The organism is Pseudomonas sp. GW821-FHT01E10, assembly GCF_059422365.1.
This window is the reverse complement of the sequence record NZ_JBWKWT010000007.1, coordinates 85,486-101,376: the sequence shown is the minus strand read 5'-3', so window position 1 is coordinate 101,376 and position 15,891 is coordinate 85,486. Positions and strand designations below refer to the sequence as shown.

General features: G+C 61.0%; 16 protein-coding genes. 8 read left to right on the top strand and 8 right to left on the bottom strand.

Going from position 1 to position 15,891, the window contains the following annotated elements:
- Positions 1-114: 114 nt before the first annotated feature.
- Together AC07V0_RS15015 and AC07V0_RS15010 are read right to left on the bottom strand one after the other, a co-directional pair.
- On the bottom strand, positions 115-1,194 hold the full coding sequence (locus tag AC07V0_RS15015; protein ID WP_086945929.1) for an endonuclease/exonuclease/phosphatase family protein: 1,080 nt from the start codon (positions 1,192-1,194) through the stop codon (positions 115-117).
- 74 nt (positions 1,195-1,268) lie between these two features.
- Positions 1,269-1,943, bottom strand: a complete 675-nt coding sequence (locus AC07V0_RS15010; RefSeq protein WP_064620561.1) for a YciC family protein — start codon at positions 1,941-1,943, stop codon at positions 1,269-1,271.
- Between the two features lie 177 nt (positions 1,944-2,120).
- Here AC07V0_RS15010 and AC07V0_RS15005 point away from each other — a divergent pair, with 177 nt between their 5' ends.
- The 3 genes from AC07V0_RS15005 to AC07V0_RS14995 all read left to right on the top strand — a co-directional run bounded on the left by AC07V0_RS15005 (position 2,121) and on the right by AC07V0_RS14995 (position 4,260).
- Positions 2,121-2,894, top strand: coding sequence for a DUF2076 domain-containing protein (locus AC07V0_RS15005; RefSeq protein WP_028938848.1), 774 nt, complete (start codon positions 2,121-2,123; stop codon positions 2,892-2,894).
- Positions 2,895-3,146: 252 nt separating this feature from the next.
- Positions 3,147-3,626 carry a LabA-like NYN domain-containing protein gene (locus AC07V0_RS15000; protein WP_018925783.1) on the top strand — a complete coding sequence of 160 codons (480 nt, stop codon included), beginning with the start codon at positions 3,147-3,149 and terminating at the stop codon, positions 3,624-3,626.
- 22 nt (positions 3,627-3,648) lie between these two features.
- Positions 3,649-4,260, top strand: a complete 612-nt coding sequence (locus tag AC07V0_RS14995) for a 3'-5' exonuclease (protein ID WP_018925784.1) — start codon at positions 3,649-3,651, stop codon at positions 4,258-4,260.
- A 131-nt stretch (positions 4,261-4,391) separates the two neighbouring features.
- Here AC07V0_RS14995 and AC07V0_RS14990 read toward each other — a convergent pair whose 3' ends face one another.
- A complete protein-coding gene (locus tag AC07V0_RS14990) occupies positions 4,392-4,838 on the bottom strand; it encodes an Lrp/AsnC family transcriptional regulator (protein WP_018925785.1) in 447 nt (148 codons plus the stop codon).
- Positions 4,839-5,002: 164 nt separating this feature from the next.
- Between AC07V0_RS14990 and yedA the strand changes: the two genes are divergently transcribed.
- A complete protein-coding gene (gene yedA, locus AC07V0_RS14985; protein ID WP_086945928.1) occupies positions 5,003-5,935 on the top strand; it encodes a drug/metabolite exporter YedA in 933 nt (310 codons plus the stop codon).
- Positions 5,936-6,000: 65 nt separating this feature from the next.
- Positions 6,001-7,335, top strand: coding sequence for an RNA helicase RhlE1 (gene rhlE1, locus AC07V0_RS14980; protein WP_086945927.1), 1,335 nt, complete (start codon positions 6,001-6,003; stop codon positions 7,333-7,335).
- A 36-nt stretch (positions 7,336-7,371) separates the two neighbouring features.
- Here the strand turns inward: rhlE1 and AC07V0_RS14975 are convergent, their stop codons facing one another.
- Together AC07V0_RS14975 and AC07V0_RS14970 are read right to left on the bottom strand one after the other, a co-directional pair.
- Complete coding sequence (locus AC07V0_RS14975; protein ID WP_176393362.1) at positions 7,372-8,613, bottom strand: TIGR03862 family flavoprotein; 1,242 nt, start codon at positions 8,611-8,613, stop codon at positions 7,372-7,374.
- Between the two features lie 185 nt (positions 8,614-8,798).
- Positions 8,799-9,719, bottom strand: a complete 921-nt coding sequence (locus AC07V0_RS14970; RefSeq protein WP_018925789.1) for a histone deacetylase family protein — start codon at positions 9,717-9,719, stop codon at positions 8,799-8,801.
- A 90-nt stretch (positions 9,720-9,809) separates the two neighbouring features.
- Between AC07V0_RS14970 and AC07V0_RS14965 the strand changes: the two genes are divergently transcribed.
- From AC07V0_RS14965 to AC07V0_RS14955, 3 genes are all read left to right on the top strand, one after another.
- Positions 9,810-10,379, top strand: a complete 570-nt coding sequence (locus AC07V0_RS14965) for a GNAT family N-acetyltransferase (protein WP_019581317.1) — start codon at positions 9,810-9,812, stop codon at positions 10,377-10,379.
- A gap of 109 nt (positions 10,380-10,488) precedes the next feature.
- Positions 10,489-11,358 carry an acyl-CoA thioesterase II gene (gene tesB / locus AC07V0_RS14960; RefSeq protein WP_086945925.1) on the top strand — a complete coding sequence of 290 codons (870 nt, stop codon included), beginning with the start codon at positions 10,489-10,491 and terminating at the stop codon, positions 11,356-11,358.
- Entirely contained in the window at positions 11,355-11,948 is a 594-nt protein-coding gene (locus AC07V0_RS14955; RefSeq protein ID WP_086945924.1) for an HAD family hydrolase, read from the top strand. Before tesB ends, AC07V0_RS14955 begins: the two co-directional genes overlap by 4 nt.
- 32 nt (positions 11,949-11,980) lie before the next feature.
- On the opposite strand, the gene AC07V0_RS14950 is transcribed toward AC07V0_RS14955, so the two are convergent.
- The 3 genes from AC07V0_RS14950 to AC07V0_RS14940 all read right to left on the bottom strand — a co-directional run bounded on the left by AC07V0_RS14950 (position 11,981) and on the right by AC07V0_RS14940 (position 15,744).
- The gene (locus AC07V0_RS14950) at positions 11,981-12,943 is read right to left on the bottom strand and encodes an alpha/beta fold hydrolase (protein WP_086945923.1); all 963 of its coding nucleotides are present in this window, start codon (positions 12,941-12,943) and stop codon (positions 11,981-11,983) included.
- A complete protein-coding gene (gene ypfJ, locus AC07V0_RS14945) occupies positions 12,943-13,836 on the bottom strand; it encodes a KPN_02809 family neutral zinc metallopeptidase (RefSeq protein ID WP_018925794.1) in 894 nt (297 codons plus the stop codon). The genes AC07V0_RS14950 and ypfJ overlap by 1 nt, the downstream gene beginning before the upstream one ends.
- Before the next feature lie 195 nt (positions 13,837-14,031).
- On the bottom strand, positions 14,032-15,744 hold the full coding sequence (locus AC07V0_RS14940) for an FAD-dependent oxidoreductase (RefSeq protein WP_086945922.1): 1,713 nt from the start codon (positions 15,742-15,744) through the stop codon (positions 14,032-14,034).
- Positions 15,745-15,891 lie beyond the last annotated feature (147 nt).

The following is a 15,891-nucleotide window of genomic DNA, read 5'->3' as shown; positions in this document are numbered from 1 at the left end:
TTGGGCTGCAAAGCAGCCCCAAATTCTGTCACATCATTTTTCAGGTGAGTGGTGTCAATCGGTTTACGACTGCTGCGCAGTCGAGCGGGAGCAAGCTCCCTCGCCACAGGTGTTTTATGGCACGGCCGGCAACAGAAACCGCGCAATCACCGGCAAATGATCGGAAATGCGCAACGTATCGTCCTGCCGCACCCGCGCTTCGACCCGTTTGATGCGAGGGCTGTAAAACAGGTAGTCGACGGTCCGGTCCGGCCCGTTCAAGCCGGGATCATTCGGGTAATGGGTCAACCATTGTGCCCGGTCGATACCGCTGGCTTCGTTGTTGGTGGGGATCATCGGGTATTTGTCCCACAGCACATGCAGCGCGCTGTCGGCAGAGTAGGGCGTGCGTTGCTCGGCGGGCAGGCGTTGATACTGGCCCAGCGGCAACAGGTTGAAATCTCCACCGATCAACCACGGCGTGCCTTGGCTTTCGAACTTGTCGAGCACCTTGGCCACGGCGGTCACCTGGGATTGCAAGGTATCGTCGAGCTGGCTGGTGCGGTCCAGATGGGTGTTGAGCACGGCCATCTGGCCACCGTCGTTCAATGCCAGGTACGTGACCAGCAAGGCGTCTTTCGGCTTGAACTGACGGCTGATGACATTGGCCGGCGCGACCGGCAATTGCAGGCGTTCGGCGTGTTCGATCCGGTAGCGGCTCAGGGTTGCCAATTGCCGGCCAACGCTGCCGAAGATGTGGGGTTCAGGTACGAAGTCGGCTTTCCAGTCGAAGGCCTGAGTGGTGCACGGATACAGGTCGGTGACCCGATCCTGAAGTAATTTGAACTGGTTCTGGTAGTCGCTGGCCTTGGCACCGTCATCGAGTTCCTGCAACAGCACGATGTCCGGTTGCTCGTCGCGAATCACCCGCGCCACTTCGTCGAGGCTGAAGGCCATGTCTTCAGGTGTAGGGGATTCGTCGTCTCCTGCGGCCAGGTCGTTCCAGAACACGTAGCGCTTGCCGGCCAGATACTGGACGTTCCAGGTCATCACCTTCAACGCCTGACCGGGCACCAGCGTCGGCGCCTGGGCGTTGCAACTGACCGGCAGCGCTTCCTTGGCGTCGGGGCGCCAGGTCAGGCTGTAGATCAGCATTGCAATCAGGCTGATGGCGATCAGCAGGCCCAGCAGGGTGTAGCGCAGTAGACGGGGCATAGCTCGGCTTATCGCGTTACAAGATTGACCCCGAGCATAACCGAGAGCAGCGCCAAAGCCCAAGGGTAGAGCGGTCAGAGCCGCTCATCAGATTTCTCGGGTGCATCGGCGATCAGCATGAACAAACGGAACAGCACCACGCTGGTGAACAGCTGCAGGAAGCTGTGGGCGCTGTCGATCAGCAGCGAGATCACCGGGTTCTGCGGGTCAGGGTAAACCGCCAGCGTCGCTCCCTTGAGCACCCACAGCGGGCCCATCACGCACAGAATGCACACCAGAATGCGTATGAAATGCCCGCGGGTCATGCGCAGGCTTTCCTTCATCGCCGCCAGCGGTGCCAGGCCGCGCAGCACCAACAGGTACTCGCCGAACGCCAGCGTCACCATCAGCCAGATGCCCGGCAGGAAATACAGCGACAGGCCGATCAGGATCAGCAGGGTATTAAGGGCGGTCAGCACGGCGAAGCGCGGCCACAGGGTCGCCGCGGCTGCCAACAGGTCGCGGGTACGCGGCGATTCTCCTCGGCTGCGGGCATCGAGAAACAGGATCAGCGCGGCGGTGTACAGCGGATACACCAGCAAGCCGACAATTACACTGATGCCGGCGAAACTGTCCGGCCCGGTGGAGCGGTCGACCACTTGTTGCAGCAGCGCCTCGACAATCACCAGCGGCAGGCATAGCTGCACGATCTGGCCCAGATTGCGCTTGAAAAAATACAGAGAGTCACGCAGTACATCGAACGAATTCATCAGTCGGTATCGCAGGTTGAAAGCAGTGCCTCACTTTAACCGATCAACCCCTTCGGGGCACAAACGTAAACGTTCGGTAAAGGTCATTGAAACATCCTGTATCAGCCCCATTACTGGTGAGCACCTTATCCACTGTGGGTGAGGGCACTGATATTCCCGGCAATCTACGAGGTCGCCATGAACAGCGAAGAACAAACCCTGATCGATGGACTGTTTTCCCGGCTGCAACAGGCCGAAACGGACTCAGCCCCGCGCGACGCCCAGGCCGAGACGCGGATCAAGGAACACCTGACTCGCCAGCCAGCGGCGGGCTATTTCATGACCCAGGCGATTCTGGTGCAAGAGGCAGCCATCAAGAGCCTCGACGAACAGAACAAGCAACTCACCCAGCAAGTGCAGCAATTGCAGGCCGAACTGCAACAGGCCAAGGCGCAGACAGCGGCGCCGGCGCCAAGCGGCGGCTTTTTGTCGAGCATTTTCGGCGGCGCTTCCCGTGATCCGCAGCCTGCGCCGACTCAAAGCGCAGCCCCCTCGAATGGCGGCTGGCGTGAACCAGGACGGCCGTCGTTCAACTCGCAGCCGCAGCAAAACTTCGGTGCACCGCCTGCTCAGCAGAGTTTCGGAGCGCCGCCTCAGCAGAATTACGCACCGCAACAGCCTGTCGGCAGCGGTTTCCTCGGCGGTGCATTGAAAACGGCAGCGGGTGTGGCCGGTGGCGTGATGCTGGCGCAAGGCATCAGCAGCCTGTTCCATCACAATCAGCAGCCGGAAGTGGTTGAAGTCATCAAGGAAGAACCGGCCAAGGTCAACGATCAGAGCGATAGCAGCGGTTGGGGCAATGATCAGCGCGTGGCTGACAACTCCAGCGATCAGGGCGGTTTCACCGACGCGGATTACGATGATGACAGTTCATCGTTCTTCGGCGGCGATGACGACGACTCCTTCATCTGACACATCTGTGGCGAGGGAGCTTGCTCCCGCTGGACTGCGTAGCAGGCCCCTTGGGTTTCAAAGCAAGGGGGCCGCTTCGCACCCTAGCGGGACGCTGCGGCGTTCCGACAAGCTCCCTCGCCACACGGCCGATTATTCGCGGAACAATCCTTCTGGCTGGCATACTGGGCGACTTTTCGGGCCTGGAGCCTGATCCAGCCCGCGCGCCTGTGCGCCACGACCCCGCGCGCCAACGCGCAGAGAGGATGTACGGTGAAAAAAATCGCAGTGTTCGCCGATGTCCAGAACCTCTACTACACCGTGCGTCAGGCCTATGGTTGCCACTTCAACTACGCCGCTTTGTGGGCTGACGTCAGCAAGCAGGGGCAGATCGTCGAGGCCTATGCCTATGCGATCGATCGTGGCGACAGCAAACAGCAGCAGTTCCAGCAGATCCTGCGCAACCTCGGCTTCGTCGTGAAGCTCAAGCCCTACATCCAGCGCAGCGACGGTTCGGCCAAAGGCGACTGGGACGTGGGCATCACCCTCGACATCATGGACGCCGCCGATCATGTCGACGAAGTGGTGCTGGCCTCTGGCGACGGTGATTTCGACATGCTGCTGGAGCGCATCATCGCCAAGCACGGTGTGCAGGCGGTGGCCTACGGCGTGCCGGGCCTGACGGCCAACTCGCTGATCCGCGCCGCCAGTCGTTACGTACCGATCGAAGGCGCGTTGCTGCTCAAGAATTGATTTTTACGGAGTTGAAACAGGTTTGGAACGCATAGCAGTCATCGACTTTGAAACCACCGGGATCTCCCCGAGCAGCAGCTGCCGGGCCACGGAAATTGCCGTGGTGATTCTTGAACAGGGGCGCATCGTCGAGCGTTACCAAAGCCTGATGAATGCCGGCGTGCGGGTGCCGGCGTTCATCGAACAACTGACCGGCATCAGCAACGCCATGCTGCGCACCGCCCCCTCGGCCGAGCAGGTGATGAACGAGGTCAACGAATTCGTCGGCATCACGCCGCTGCTGGCGCACAACGCTGCGTTCGACCAGAAGTTCTGGGACTACGAGCTTGGGCGAATCAAACGTACACGCTTGCAGAACTTTGCCTGCTCGCTGTTACTCGCCCGCCGCCTGATGCCCGCTGCGCCGAACCACAAACTCGGCACCCTCACCACCTTCGCCAGCCTGCCCAATACCGGCAAGGCTCACCGGGCCATGGCCGATGCGGAAATGGCCGCCAACCTGACGGCGCATCTGGCGCAAGAGCTGCGGCAAAAGCATGGATTGCGCGAGTTGTCCCATGATCTGTTGTGCAGCCTGCAGAAAGTACCGGCGGCGAAGATCAATGAGCATTTGAAGCGGTATCGCGGGTTTTAAGGTCTTGTAGTGTTTCTACTGGCCTCTTCGCGGGCAAGCCTCGCTCCTACGGATTTATGGGCGCCCCGACATTGGGGTCGCCTCAAAAACCGTAGGAGCGAGGCTTGCCCGCGAAGGCGTCAGTCGCCTCACTATTTCCCCTCCAGTTGACCCAACGGCACGCGCTTTTCGATGGCACTCGACAACACAATCGAGGTCTTGCTGAACCCGAACGTGGCGATCCGGTTGATCAACTCTTCCAGCTCCGGCATCGAGCCCACCGCCGCTTGCATGATCACGCACGGATCGCCGGTGACGCGATGGCATTCGGTGAGCTGTGGGATTTTGATCAGTTCGTCGTAGGTTTTCTGATTACCGTGCTGGTTCAGGCGCAGTTCGATGACGCACTGGATCGGCAGGCCGATTTTGGACAGGTCGACTTTCGCCTGGTAACCAGTGATCACCCCGCAGGCTTCAAGTTTGGCAACGCGTTCGGCCACCGCCGGAGCGGACAGGTTCACCTTGCGCGCCAGATCGGCGTAGGACGCACGACCGTTTTCCAACAGGGCGCTGAGGAGCATGCGGTCGTATTTGTCCATCGTGGCCTACCTGAAAAATGACTGACTTTCGAAAGCACGGTTTATAGCGTCGAACTCCGTGTTTTGAAAAGTGTACCGGCGCTATAAACAGGTTTTGTAGCTTATTTTCCGCTGTTGGCCTTTCTAGAATAGCGGCTCTCCTTGTCTTGTTCATCGAGCTGCCCATGTCTGGTCTACGCCGTTTTTCCTTACCGCTGATCGCTGCTTTTTTCGCGTTGTACGTGATTTGGGGGTCGACCTACCTGGTGATTCGCATTGGCGTGCAGTACTGGCCGCCGTTGTTGCTCGCCGGTATCCGCTTCGTGCTCGCCGGGACGTTGATGTACGCGTACCTGCGCTGGCGCGGGGCGCCGGCGCCGACCTGGGCACAGTGGAAAGCGGCGGGGATCATCGGGATTTTGCTGCTGACATGCGGTAACGGTGCGGTGAGCGTCGCCGAACACACGGGCGTGGCCTCTGGCGTGGCCGCGTTGGCGGTGGCGACGGTGCCGCTGTTTACCTTGTTGTGCGGATATTTCTGGGGCGCGCGTAATACCCGTCTCGAATGGGCCGGGATTGTGCTTGGGCTGATCGGTATTGCCATGCTCAACCTCGGCTCCAACCTGCAATCGAGCCCGTTGGGCGCAGCGTTGCTGGTGTTCGCGGCGGCGTCCTGGGCCTTCGGCTCGGTGTGGAGCAAACACTTGCCGTTGCCTCAGGGCGCGATGGCCAGTGCCGTGGAAATGCTGGTGGGCGGCGTGGTGTTGCTGATCGGCAGTGCGGTGAGTGGCGAGCGTCTGGAAAGTCTGCCGCCGATCGAAGGCTGGGCGGCGCTGGCGTACCTGACCCTCTTCGGTTCGATCATCGCCTTCAACGCCTACATGTACCTGTTGAAACACGTGCGGCCGGCCGCAGCCACCAGTTATGCCTACGTCAACCCGGCGGTGGCGGTGTTGCTGGGGATCGTATTCGTTGGCGAGACCATCGGTGTCGAGGAAGCGCTGGCCATGGCGGTGATCATCAGTGCCGTGGTGTTGATCGGGATGCCGCAGTGGCGCCGTGGCACGGATCGGTCGGCCCCTGCCGTAGTGGTGCCGACAGAATCCCGAGCGAATTAGGGTAAACTGCGCGCCATTGCACACTTGTTTCGCACAATCGCGCTGAATTTTCCTACGGTACTCCCATGACTTTCGCCACCCTTGGCCTGATCGAACCCTTGCTGCGCGCCCTCGAGACGCTCGGCTACCAGACCCCGACGCCGGTTCAGGCGCAAGCGATTCCGGCGGTGCTGGCCGGTCGCGACCTGATGGCCGCGGCCCAGACCGGCACCGGCAAAACCGCCGGTTTCGCCTTGCCGCTGCTGCAATTGCTGGCCATGGAAGGGCCGAAAGTCAGCGCCAACTCCGTGCGCGCGCTGATTCTGGTGCCGACCCGCGAACTGGCCGAACAGGTTCACGAAGCCGTGCGCCAGTATGCCGAGAACCTGCCGTTGAGCACCTACGCGGTGTACGGCGGCGTCAGCATCAACCCGCAAATGATGAAACTGCGCAAAGGCGTCGACCTGTTGGTGGCGACCCCGGGCCGTTTGCTCGACCTGTTCCGTCAGAACGCGCTCAAGTTCAACCAGCTGCAAACCCTGGTGCTGGACGAAGCCGATCGCATGCTCGATCTGGGCTTTTCCGAGGAGCTGGGGAATATCTATAAAGCCCTGCCCTCGAGACGTCAGACGCTGCTGTTCTCCGCGACCTTCTCCGATGCGATCCGCATGCTGGCCGGGCAAATGCTCAACGACCCGCTGAGCATCGAAGTCAGCCCGCGTAACGTGGCCGCCAACACCGTCAAGCAATGGGTGGTGACGGTGGATAAAAAGCGCAAGCCGGAGCTGTTCATTCACTTGATGCGCAAGGGCAAGTGGAAGCAGGTGCTGGTGTTCGCCAAGACCCGTAACGGCGTAGACGCGTTGGTGGAAAAACTCCAGGGCCTGGGCGTCAATGCCGACGGCATCCACGGCGACAAACCCCAGGCAACTCGCCAGCGGGCGCTGGATCGCTTCAAGGCCAGCGAAGTGCAGATCCTCGTGGCCACCGACGTGGCTGCCCGTGGCCTGGATATCGAAGATTTGCCATTGGTGGTCAACTTTGACCTGCCGATCGTGGCAGAAGACTACATCCACCGCATCGGTCGTACCGGCCGTGCGGGCGCAACCGGGCAGGCTATTTCGCTGGTCTGCGCTGATGAAGTGAATCAACTGTCAGCCATCGAGATGCTGACCCGTCAGACGTTGACTCGCCAGATGGAGCCGGACTTCGAACCTGAACACCGCGTGCCGGATACCGATGCCAGCGGTCAGGTGATCAAGAAGCCGAAAAAACCGAAGAAGCCCAAAACCTCTGGTGGCGGCAAGCGCAACCTGGGTAAATGGGTCGAGAGCGGTGAGGCGTCGGCGCCGGAGCCTTCGATCAAGCCGGTGCGTAAAGTGCCGGTGTTCAATACCGGGCCGCGTAAGCGTAAGCCTTGATCCTCTGAAGATTGTTCCCACGCAGTGTGGGAACGATCAGTGTCGGTGCTTCAACCACTCCACCATCCCCAACCCCGCCGCTCGCCCACTGGCGAAACACGCGGTCAGTAGATAGCCGCCGGTCGGCGCTTCCCAATCGAGCATTTCCCCTGCGCAGAACACGCCGGGTAGTTGCTTGAGCATCAAACGTTCATCCATCGCCTCGAACATCACGCCACCGGCACTGCTGATGGCTTCGTCCAATGGCCGGGTTTTCACCAGCGTCAGCGGCAATGCCTTGATTGCTTTGGCCAGCAGGGCCGGATCGGCAAAACAGTCAGCCGGTGTCAATTCCCGCAACAATGCTGCTTTCACGCCATCTAGCCCAAGCTGACTGTGCAGGTGTTTGGCCATGGAGCGTGAGCCGCGCGGTTTGCTCAGCGCCGCCTGGATTTTATCCACAGGCTTGCCCGGCAACAGATCGAGGTGAACGGTTGCCGAGCCATGTTGATTGATCGCTTCGCGGATCGCTGCCGACAGGGCGTAGATCAAGCTGCCCTCAATTCCCGTGGCAGTGATCACACACTCGCCGAGTCGCGGTACGTCGTCATTGAGGCCGATGGCGATGTTTTTCAGCGGGCTGCCGGCGAATTTGCTGACCATCAATTCGCTCCAGGCCTGCACCTCGAAGCCGCAATTGCTCGGTTGCAATGGCGCCAGCCCTACACCGCGCTGTTCCAGCGGCAGCATCCAGGCACCGTCCGAGCCGAGACGCGACCAGCTTCCACCGCCGAGTGCCAGCAGGCTCGCATCCGCGTGAACGGTTTTTTCGCCTTCGGGGCTGTCGATTAGCAAATCACCGTTGTTATCCCAACCGAGCCAGCGATGGCGGGTGTGGATAACTACGCCGGCATCGCGCAGGCGTTTGAGCCAGGCACGCAACAGGGGCGCGGCTTTCATGTCGGTGGGAAACACCCGGCCGGAGCTGCCGACAAAAGTTTCGATGCCCAGGTCATGAATCCATTGGCACAAGGCTTCGGCGCCGAACGAGCGTAACAGCGGGGCGATCCGCGGCGCCCGTTCGGCATAGCGTGAGAGAAATGCCGGGTAGGCCTCGGAGTGGGTGATGTTCATGCCGCCGACCCCGGCGAGCAGGAATTTTCGCCCCACTGAAGGCATGCCGTCGTACAGGTCGACCTTGATCCCGGCCTGGCTCAACACTTCAGCCGCCATCAAGCCGGCGGGGCCGCCGCCGATGATGGCGACGTGAGGGGGGAGGGAAGTGGAGGGCTGGGTCATGGCGAGAGCTGCGGCGTGGCGGAATAAGCCGCGCATTCTACCAGCCCTGCTCCCTGTGGGAGGATTCGAGGGCTGGTTAAAAAACAACCACCGCTCTGTAACCTATACCCCGCATGGGCTGCAGGCCCTTTCACTCAGGTTATCCACAGGCGGTTCCACAGGCATTGTGGGTAAAGACTCACACATCAATGACAACCTGATGACTGCCACACCCGTTGGGCGCTGTGATGGAGGATGCCATGACGGCGCGCCAGAGCCTTGCGGTCCTTGCTGTAGCCGCCGCCGATCACGCCGACCACCGGAATATCCCGGCCCAGGCAATGGCGCATCACGCTTTCATCACGAGCGGCGACGCCTTCGTCGGTCAGCTTCAGATAACCCAGGGCGTCGTCCTTGTGCACATCGACACCGGCGTCGTACAGCACCAGATCCGGTTGATAGAGCGGCAGCAAATAGTTGAGCGCATCGTCCACCACCTTCAGGTAATCGGCGTCGCCCATGCCCATCGGCAACGGGATGTCCCAGTCGCTTTCGGCTTTGCGTGCAGGAAAATTCTTTTCGCAGTGTAGGGAAACGGTCACCGCTTCCGGGGTGTTGTGCAGGATTCGTGCAGTCCCGTCGCCCTGATGCACATCGCAATCGAAGATCAACACCCGATTCACCCGGCCACTTTCCAGCAGGTAATGGCTGATCACCGCCAGGTCATTGAAGATGCAGAACCCGGCAGGGTGATCGTAATGCGCGTGGTGCGTGCCGCCGGCCAGGTGACAAGCCAAGCCATGTTCCAGCGCCTGTTCGGCCGCCAGCAGCGAACCGCCGACCGCCCGCACGGTGCGCCGGGCCAGTGCTTCGCTCCAGGGCAGGCCGAGGCGCCGCTGGTCTTCGCGGGACAACTCGCCACCCATGTAGCGTTCGATGTACGCAGGGTCATGAGCGAGGGCGAGAATATCCGCCGGGCACAGGTCCGGGCGCAGCAGATCGGCGTCGCGGGTCAGGCCACTGTCCACCAGGTGATCGCGCAGCAGGCGAAACTTGTCCATGGGGAAGCGGTGATCCGCCGGGAACTCGGGACTGTAGTCTTCGTGGTAGATCAGGGGCAGGGGCATGGCTGATTTATCGGGGAAGCATGTAGGAATGAGTGAACGATCCTACCAGCGATGTAGACTTGCGGCATGGAAACCGAGGGGAGGGGCACGATGGAGCCGATACTGGAACTCGAAAGCGCGCGACTGTCATTACGGCAGTGGCGCGATGAGGATTTGCCGGCGTTTGCGGCGATGTGCGCCGATCCACAGGTGATGCGTTATTTTCCGGCGCCCTTGAGTCGGCTGGAAAGTGCCTCGCTGATAGGGCGGGTTCGCGGGCATTTTGCCGAGTATGGCTTCGGCCTCTGGGCACTGGAGCGCAAGGACACCGGAGCGTTCATCGGGTTTACCGGGCTGAGTGTGGTCGGCTTTGACGCACCGTTCACGCCAGCCATCGAAATCGGCTGGCGCCTGGCGCGCGAGCACTGGGGCCTGGGTTATGCCAGCGAGGCGGCATGGACCGCTCTGCGTTGCGGGTTTGATCGCTTGGCGCTGCAAGAGGTCGTGGCGTTCACCACCGAAACCAACCTGCCTTCGCAAAAAGTCATGCAGGCGATCGGCATGCACCATGCCCCCGCCGATGACTTCGAGCACCCGCGGCTTGCAGAGGATCATCCGCTGCGCCCGCACGTGTTGTATCGCATCACCCGTGAGCAATGGCTGCAAACCTTGCATGGATAAGCAGGCACGGACGTTTACAATGGCCCTCATGTTGAGCCGGGCCATAAACTGAATCGACCGCCGCAGCCAAGACTGCGCGGCATTATTGCTCTGTGTGAGGAGAGTCTGAATGAGCCAAGTGTTGGAAGATCTGGTAGACCTGCTGACCCTGGAACCGATTGAAGAAAACCTGTTCCGTGGCCGCAGCCAGGACCTGGGTTTCCGTCAGTTGTTCGGCGGCCAGGTGCTCGGCCAGTCCCTGTCGGCGGCCAGTCAGACAGTCGAAGAGACACGCCATGTGCACTCGATGCACGGTTACTTCCTGCGTCCGGGCGATGCGAAGTTGCCGGTGGTGTATCAGGTCGATCGGGTGCGCGATGGCGGCAGTTTCAGCACGCGCCGGGTGACGGCGATCCAGAAGGGCAACCCGATTTTCACCTGCAGCGCCTCGTTCCAGTACGACGAAGAGGGCTTCCAGCATCAGAGCCAAATGCCGCAAGTGGTCGGCCCGGAGAACCTGCCGTCGGAGCTGGAACTCACTCAGCAGCGCGCACACCTGATCCCGGAGCACATGCGCGAAAAACTGCTGTGCCCGAAACCGATCGAATTCCGGCCGGTGACCGAAAAAGACCCCTACAACCCGCAGCCTGCCGATCCGGTCAAATACGTCTGGTTCCGCGCCGATGGTGCGTTGGCTGACACTCCAGCGCTGCACAAATACCTGCTGGCCTATGCGTCGGACTTCGGCCTGTTGACCACCTCGATGCTGCCCCATGGCAAATCGGTCTGGCAGAAAGACATGCAGGTCGCCAGCCTTGATCATGCGTTGTGGTTCCACGCCGACCTGCGCGCCGATGACTGGTTGCTGTACGCCATGGACAGCCCGTGGGCCGGTAACTCGCGTGGATTCTCCCGTGGCAGCGTGTTCAACCGTGCCGGGCAACTGGTGGCCTCGGTCACTCAGGAAGGCCTGATTCGTCATCGCAAGGACTGGATATGAGCCTGGCCGAAGTGCGGCACTGGGTGTTCGACATGGACGGCACCCTGACCGTGGCCGTGCATGACTTCGCGGCGATCCGCGTGGCGTTGGCGATTCCTGCAGAGCACGACATCCTGACCCACCTCGCGGCGTTGCCGGCCGAAGAAGCGGCGGCCAAACATGCGTGGCTGCTGGAGCATGAGCGGGATCTGGCGCGGGGTTCGAAACCGGCGCCGGGTGCGGTGGAACTGGTGCGTGAGTTGGCCGGGCGTGGCTATCGCCTGGGCATTCTCACGCGCAATGCCCGTGAGCTGGCCCATGTCACGCTGGAGGCGATTGGCCTGGCCGATTGCTTTGCGGTGGAGGATGTATTGGGCCGCGATGAAGCGCCGCCCAAACCGCATCCCGGTGGTTTACTGAAACTGGCCGAGGCCTGGAAGGTGCCGGCGAGTGAAATGGTGATGGTCGGTGATTACCGCTTCGACCTGGATTGCGGCCGGGCGGCGGGGACGCGGACGGTGTTGGTGAACCTGCCGGATAATCCGTGGCCGGAATTGACTGATTGGCATGCGCGCGATTGCGTGGAATTGCGGCAGCTGCTTTCGGCTTGAGAGATTGGGCGTCCGATCAGACGCCCCAAAACTCACTGCCCGAACAACGCCTTCTGCCCCTCGGGCGAGGTAAACATCCCGTCCCCATTGTGCCCGACGCCGGGCACTTCGATCAGCTGCTGACTCAACCCTTGAGGATGGCGCCGTTTCAGATAATTGAAATAATTGCGCCCGCGAATCAAACGAGAAGCGCCCTGGGCTTTGGCTTCGCAACTTTTATCCAGCGCCGGGTGATTCGGGTCGATGTCCTGCTGCCCGAGCAAATAAACGATGTCGCGTTTGACGTAGTTTTCTTCCATCTGCGCAGGCGTTTGCCCATTGGCATAGGCGGGCAAGTCCGCCAGCCCATACTTCCAGCGATTGAAGTTCGGACACCCCGCGTGACTGAACGCCACTGGTCGTTGCTCATTGAAATAGGCATACGACGAAGGATTGGCGATCACATAACGCACCTTTACCCCTGCTGTGTCGAGGGCTGGCTGAGGGTGGCTCAACATGGCGTAACGCTGAACTACCTGGGCGCCGCCCGAGTGACCGGCAATGACGATTTGCTTCACGTCCGGAAACTGTCGCCGATCACCCAGGCGAGCGATGATTTCGTCGAGCGCCGCGTAGGAGCTCAGCGTAAACGGCGCGGTGGATAACCCGCCAGCCATCCAGTCATTGCCGTGCCAGCGTAAAACGCTGTCAGGCACCGGGTGGCTCGCGATGTCGGTTTCATTGAGAAACTGTGGGGCGAGCACCAGGGTGTTATCGCTTTGCCCGGCTTGCTGGGCCGCGTGCTCGGCGCTCTGGCGGTAGGTTTCAGCGTTGCGCAAACGACCATGAATGATGATCAGCACTCGTTCGATATTCTTCGCCGGTGTCGGGCCGATGCCCACCGCGATTTCGCCGGCGCTCAACAGCAGGCGCCCGGAACTGATCTCCTTGACCCCCTGCTCGGCAGCCTGGGCGCTTGTGCAGGTGATCAACAGAGCTAACAACCACTTGTGCATTACAGATTCTTCGCGGCAAAGGTATCGCACTGGCCAACCTGGCCTTGTGCAAATCCGGCTTTGAACCAGCGCACCCTTTGCGCTGACGTACCATGAGTGAACGAGTCCGGTACCACGCGGCCCTGACCTTGCTGCTGCAAGCGGTCATCGCCGATGGCGTTGGCGGCGTTCAAGGCTTCTTCGATGTCACCGGGTTCCAGCCAGTTCAGGCGCTTCTGCGCAATGTTGGCCCAGACCCCGGCCAGGCAATCGGCCTGCAGTTCCTGACGCACCAGCAAACCACCGTCGCCCTCCATTTGCCGGCCCTGCTGCCGGGCGGTCTGAATCTTCGCCGAAACGCCGAGCAAGGTCTGCACGTGGTGTCCGACTTCGTGAGCGATCACGTAGGCCTGGGCGAAATCACCTGCGGCGGAAAAACGCTGGGACATTTCCTGGAAGAAACCCATGTCCAGGTAGACCTTCTGGTCTGCCGGGCAATAGAACGGACCAGTCGCCGATGTCGCCAATCCGCACGCCGAGTTCACCTGATTGCTGAACAGCACCAGGGTCGGGTCTTTATATTGCCGACCGGCCTGCTGGAAAATCTGGCCCCAGGTGTCTTCGGTGTCGCCGAGGATCGAGCGCACGAATTCGGCGTTTTCATCATTGGCCGGCGGTGCCTTGCGGGTGTGGGTGGTGGCCGGAGCCGATTGCTCGCTCATTTGTCCGGTCAATTGACCGAGGATCTGCATCGGGTCCTGGCCGGTGATCCAGCCGATCCCGACGATCAACAGGATCGCGGTCAGGCTCAGGCCCTTGCCCCCGCCGAAGCGCATCCCGCCACCCCCACCGCCGACATCATCGCCACGGGCATCGACCACGTTGTCGCTGCGTCGGCCTTTTTTCCATAGCATGGGGGTGAGTCCTCGTTGGAATATGGTGATGAGTGTTGCTGGTCAGAGAGAGCGGCGCCAGTCCGGTCGTCTGTCTTTTACTGCGCACGGAACATTTCAGACTTGTATTGAACACGGATAGCCCAGCGAATTCCTTCAGGGCGACAGGTTTTTACCGAGTGGGCGAATGCTTGTCTCGAGAATCACTGATCAAACTCACTCTATATCGGCGATATGCCGGGCAGCGATGTAGCCGAAGGTCAGCGCCGGGCCGAGATTGATACCGCCGGCGGGATAGTGCCCGCCCATGATGCTGGCCATGTCGCCGCCCGCTGCATACAACCCGGCGATGGCCTGCCCCGACTCGCCAAGAACCTGGGCATGTTCATTGACCTTGAGCCCGGCGAAGGTGCCAAAGCAGCCAGGCTGGACCTTCACGGCGTAGAACGGGCCTTGTTCAATCGGCGCGACGCACGGGTTGGGTTGCTGCAACGCATCGCCCTGTTTGCGGTTGTAGGGCGTCGAGCCACGACCGAACAACGGATCTTCGCCGTTGCGCGCACACCGGTTGTATTCATCCACCGTGCTGCGCAATCCGTTTGGGTCGATGCCGCAGGCCAGGGCCAATTCCTCGACAGTGTTGCCGGTTTTCAGATAACCGCTGCGGATAAAGGATGACAGCGGCACCGGAAACGGCCGAGAAATTCCCAGGCCATAACGCCGTTGAAAACCATGAGTGCAGATCAGCCAGGAGGCGACTTCTTCGCCCAGCGGTGCGGCGGCGACCATGGCCGTCACGTAGTCGTAGTAGCCGTCGGCTTCGTTGACGAAGCGCCGGCCGTTGCTCAGCACACCGATGATCCCCGGTTTGCCGCGTTCGATGATGTGCGGGAAGTGGCCGATGCTGCCGTCACTGTGCGGCACTTGCGAAACCGGCGCCCAGGCCACGGGCGATGCCATGTCGGTGTTGACCCGCGCACCGGCGCTTTCGCCCAATCGCAAACCATCACCGGCGACGCCGAGAGGCGGCAGCGCCAGGTGTTCGTTGCCGGTTGGTGTGCGGGGGAACAATGCCTTGCGTCGCTCGATATCATTGGCGAAACCTCCGGTCGCGAGCACCACGGCCTTGCGTGCATGGATGCGGATATTGCCTTTGGCGGTACTGACGATCGCGCCTTGCACCTGATCGCCTTCGCGAAGCAACTCGGTCACCGGTGCCGATTCCCAGAGCAAGACGCCCAGGTCTTCGGCGGACTTTGCCAACCGCGCAACCAGCGCCACGCCGTTGACCAGTTGCATCGCCCGACCATGAACAACGAGGTCGAACAAGTGCCGGGTGAAGCGCCGGGTCACGTGCCATGCCGCGGGCAAAGAGCGCGTCAGGTTGAGAAATGCGCTCAGGTCCGCCCCCGCCATGATCGGCATGCCCATGAACGAAGTTTCCCGCATGGTTTTGCGAAGGCGCTTCAGTAGCTTGCCGACTTTTCGTCCGTCATAAGGCGCAGCGATCACCGACCGTCCGCCGGTGCCGGCGCCCGGCGTGTCGCCATGAATGTCGGCGATGGCGTTGCCATCGGCGAATTGCAGGGCAGTGTGTTGCTCGAAGAACGCGACCATTCGCGGGCCAGCCTCAAGGAACGCGTCGATCATCGCCGGATCGTAACGCTCACCCAATTCGTGCTTCAGGTAAGTGCGCGGTTGCTCGACGTCTTCAACGATGCCGGCACGACGCGCCAGAGGATTGCACGGCACCCAGGCCCATCCGCCGGACCACGCCGTGGCGCCGCCGAACACCGGGTCTTTCTCGACCACGATCACTTTCAAGCCATGCCAGGCTGCGGTTACAGCTGCGGACAATCCGGCCGCACCGGAGCCGACGATCAGCACATCGCATTCGATGTCCGCAAGGAGGGGAGAGTCGGCAGGCATCGTTTAAAAGCTCCAGGTTATTTTTGGAATTTGATTCCAGAAAATATAAAGGCTTGATTGATCCCGGCAACCATTCACTGCGTAAAGAGGGCGGTTATCGGACAGCGGGTTCCAGATTTCGCATTACGTGGTTTGTCTTTTAGAATC

Coding starts and splice junctions, on each gene's coding strand:
- AC07V0_RS15005 (WP_028938848.1), top strand. CDS start 2,121: ATGAACAGCGAAGAACAAACCCTGATCGATGGACTGTTTTCCCGGCTG.
- AC07V0_RS15015 (WP_086945929.1), bottom strand. CDS start 1,194: ATGCCCCGTCTACTGCGCTACACCCTGCTGGGCCTGCTGATCGCCATC.
- AC07V0_RS14975 (WP_176393362.1), bottom strand. CDS start 8,613: ATGACCCAGCCCTCCACTTCCCTCCCCCCTCACGTCGCCATCATCGGC.
- ypfJ (WP_018925794.1), bottom strand. CDS start 13,836: ATGCTATGGAAAAAAGGCCGACGCAGCGACAACGTGGTCGATGCCCGT.
- AC07V0_RS15010 (WP_064620561.1), bottom strand. CDS start 1,943: ATGAATTCGTTCGATGTACTGCGTGACTCTCTGTATTTTTTCAAGCGC.
- rhlE1 (WP_086945927.1), top strand. CDS start 6,001: ATGACTTTCGCCACCCTTGGCCTGATCGAACCCTTGCTGCGCGCCCTC.
- tesB (WP_086945925.1), top strand. CDS start 10,489: ATGAGCCAAGTGTTGGAAGATCTGGTAGACCTGCTGACCCTGGAACCG.
- yedA (WP_086945928.1), top strand. CDS start 5,003: ATGTCTGGTCTACGCCGTTTTTCCTTACCGCTGATCGCTGCTTTTTTC.
- AC07V0_RS14990 (WP_018925785.1), bottom strand. CDS start 4,838: ATGGACAAATACGACCGCATGCTCCTCAGCGCCCTGTTGGAAAACGGT.
- AC07V0_RS14970 (WP_018925789.1), bottom strand. CDS start 9,719: ATGCCCCTGCCCCTGATCTACCACGAAGACTACAGTCCCGAGTTCCCG.
- AC07V0_RS14965 (WP_019581317.1), top strand. CDS start 9,810: ATGGAGCCGATACTGGAACTCGAAAGCGCGCGACTGTCATTACGGCAG.
- AC07V0_RS14955 (WP_086945924.1), top strand. CDS start 11,355: ATGAGCCTGGCCGAAGTGCGGCACTGGGTGTTCGACATGGACGGCACC.
- AC07V0_RS14940 (WP_086945922.1), bottom strand. CDS start 15,744: ATGCCTGCCGACTCTCCCCTCCTTGCGGACATCGAATGCGATGTGCTG.
- AC07V0_RS14950 (WP_086945923.1), bottom strand. CDS start 12,943: ATGCACAAGTGGTTGTTAGCTCTGTTGATCACCTGCACAAGCGCCCAG.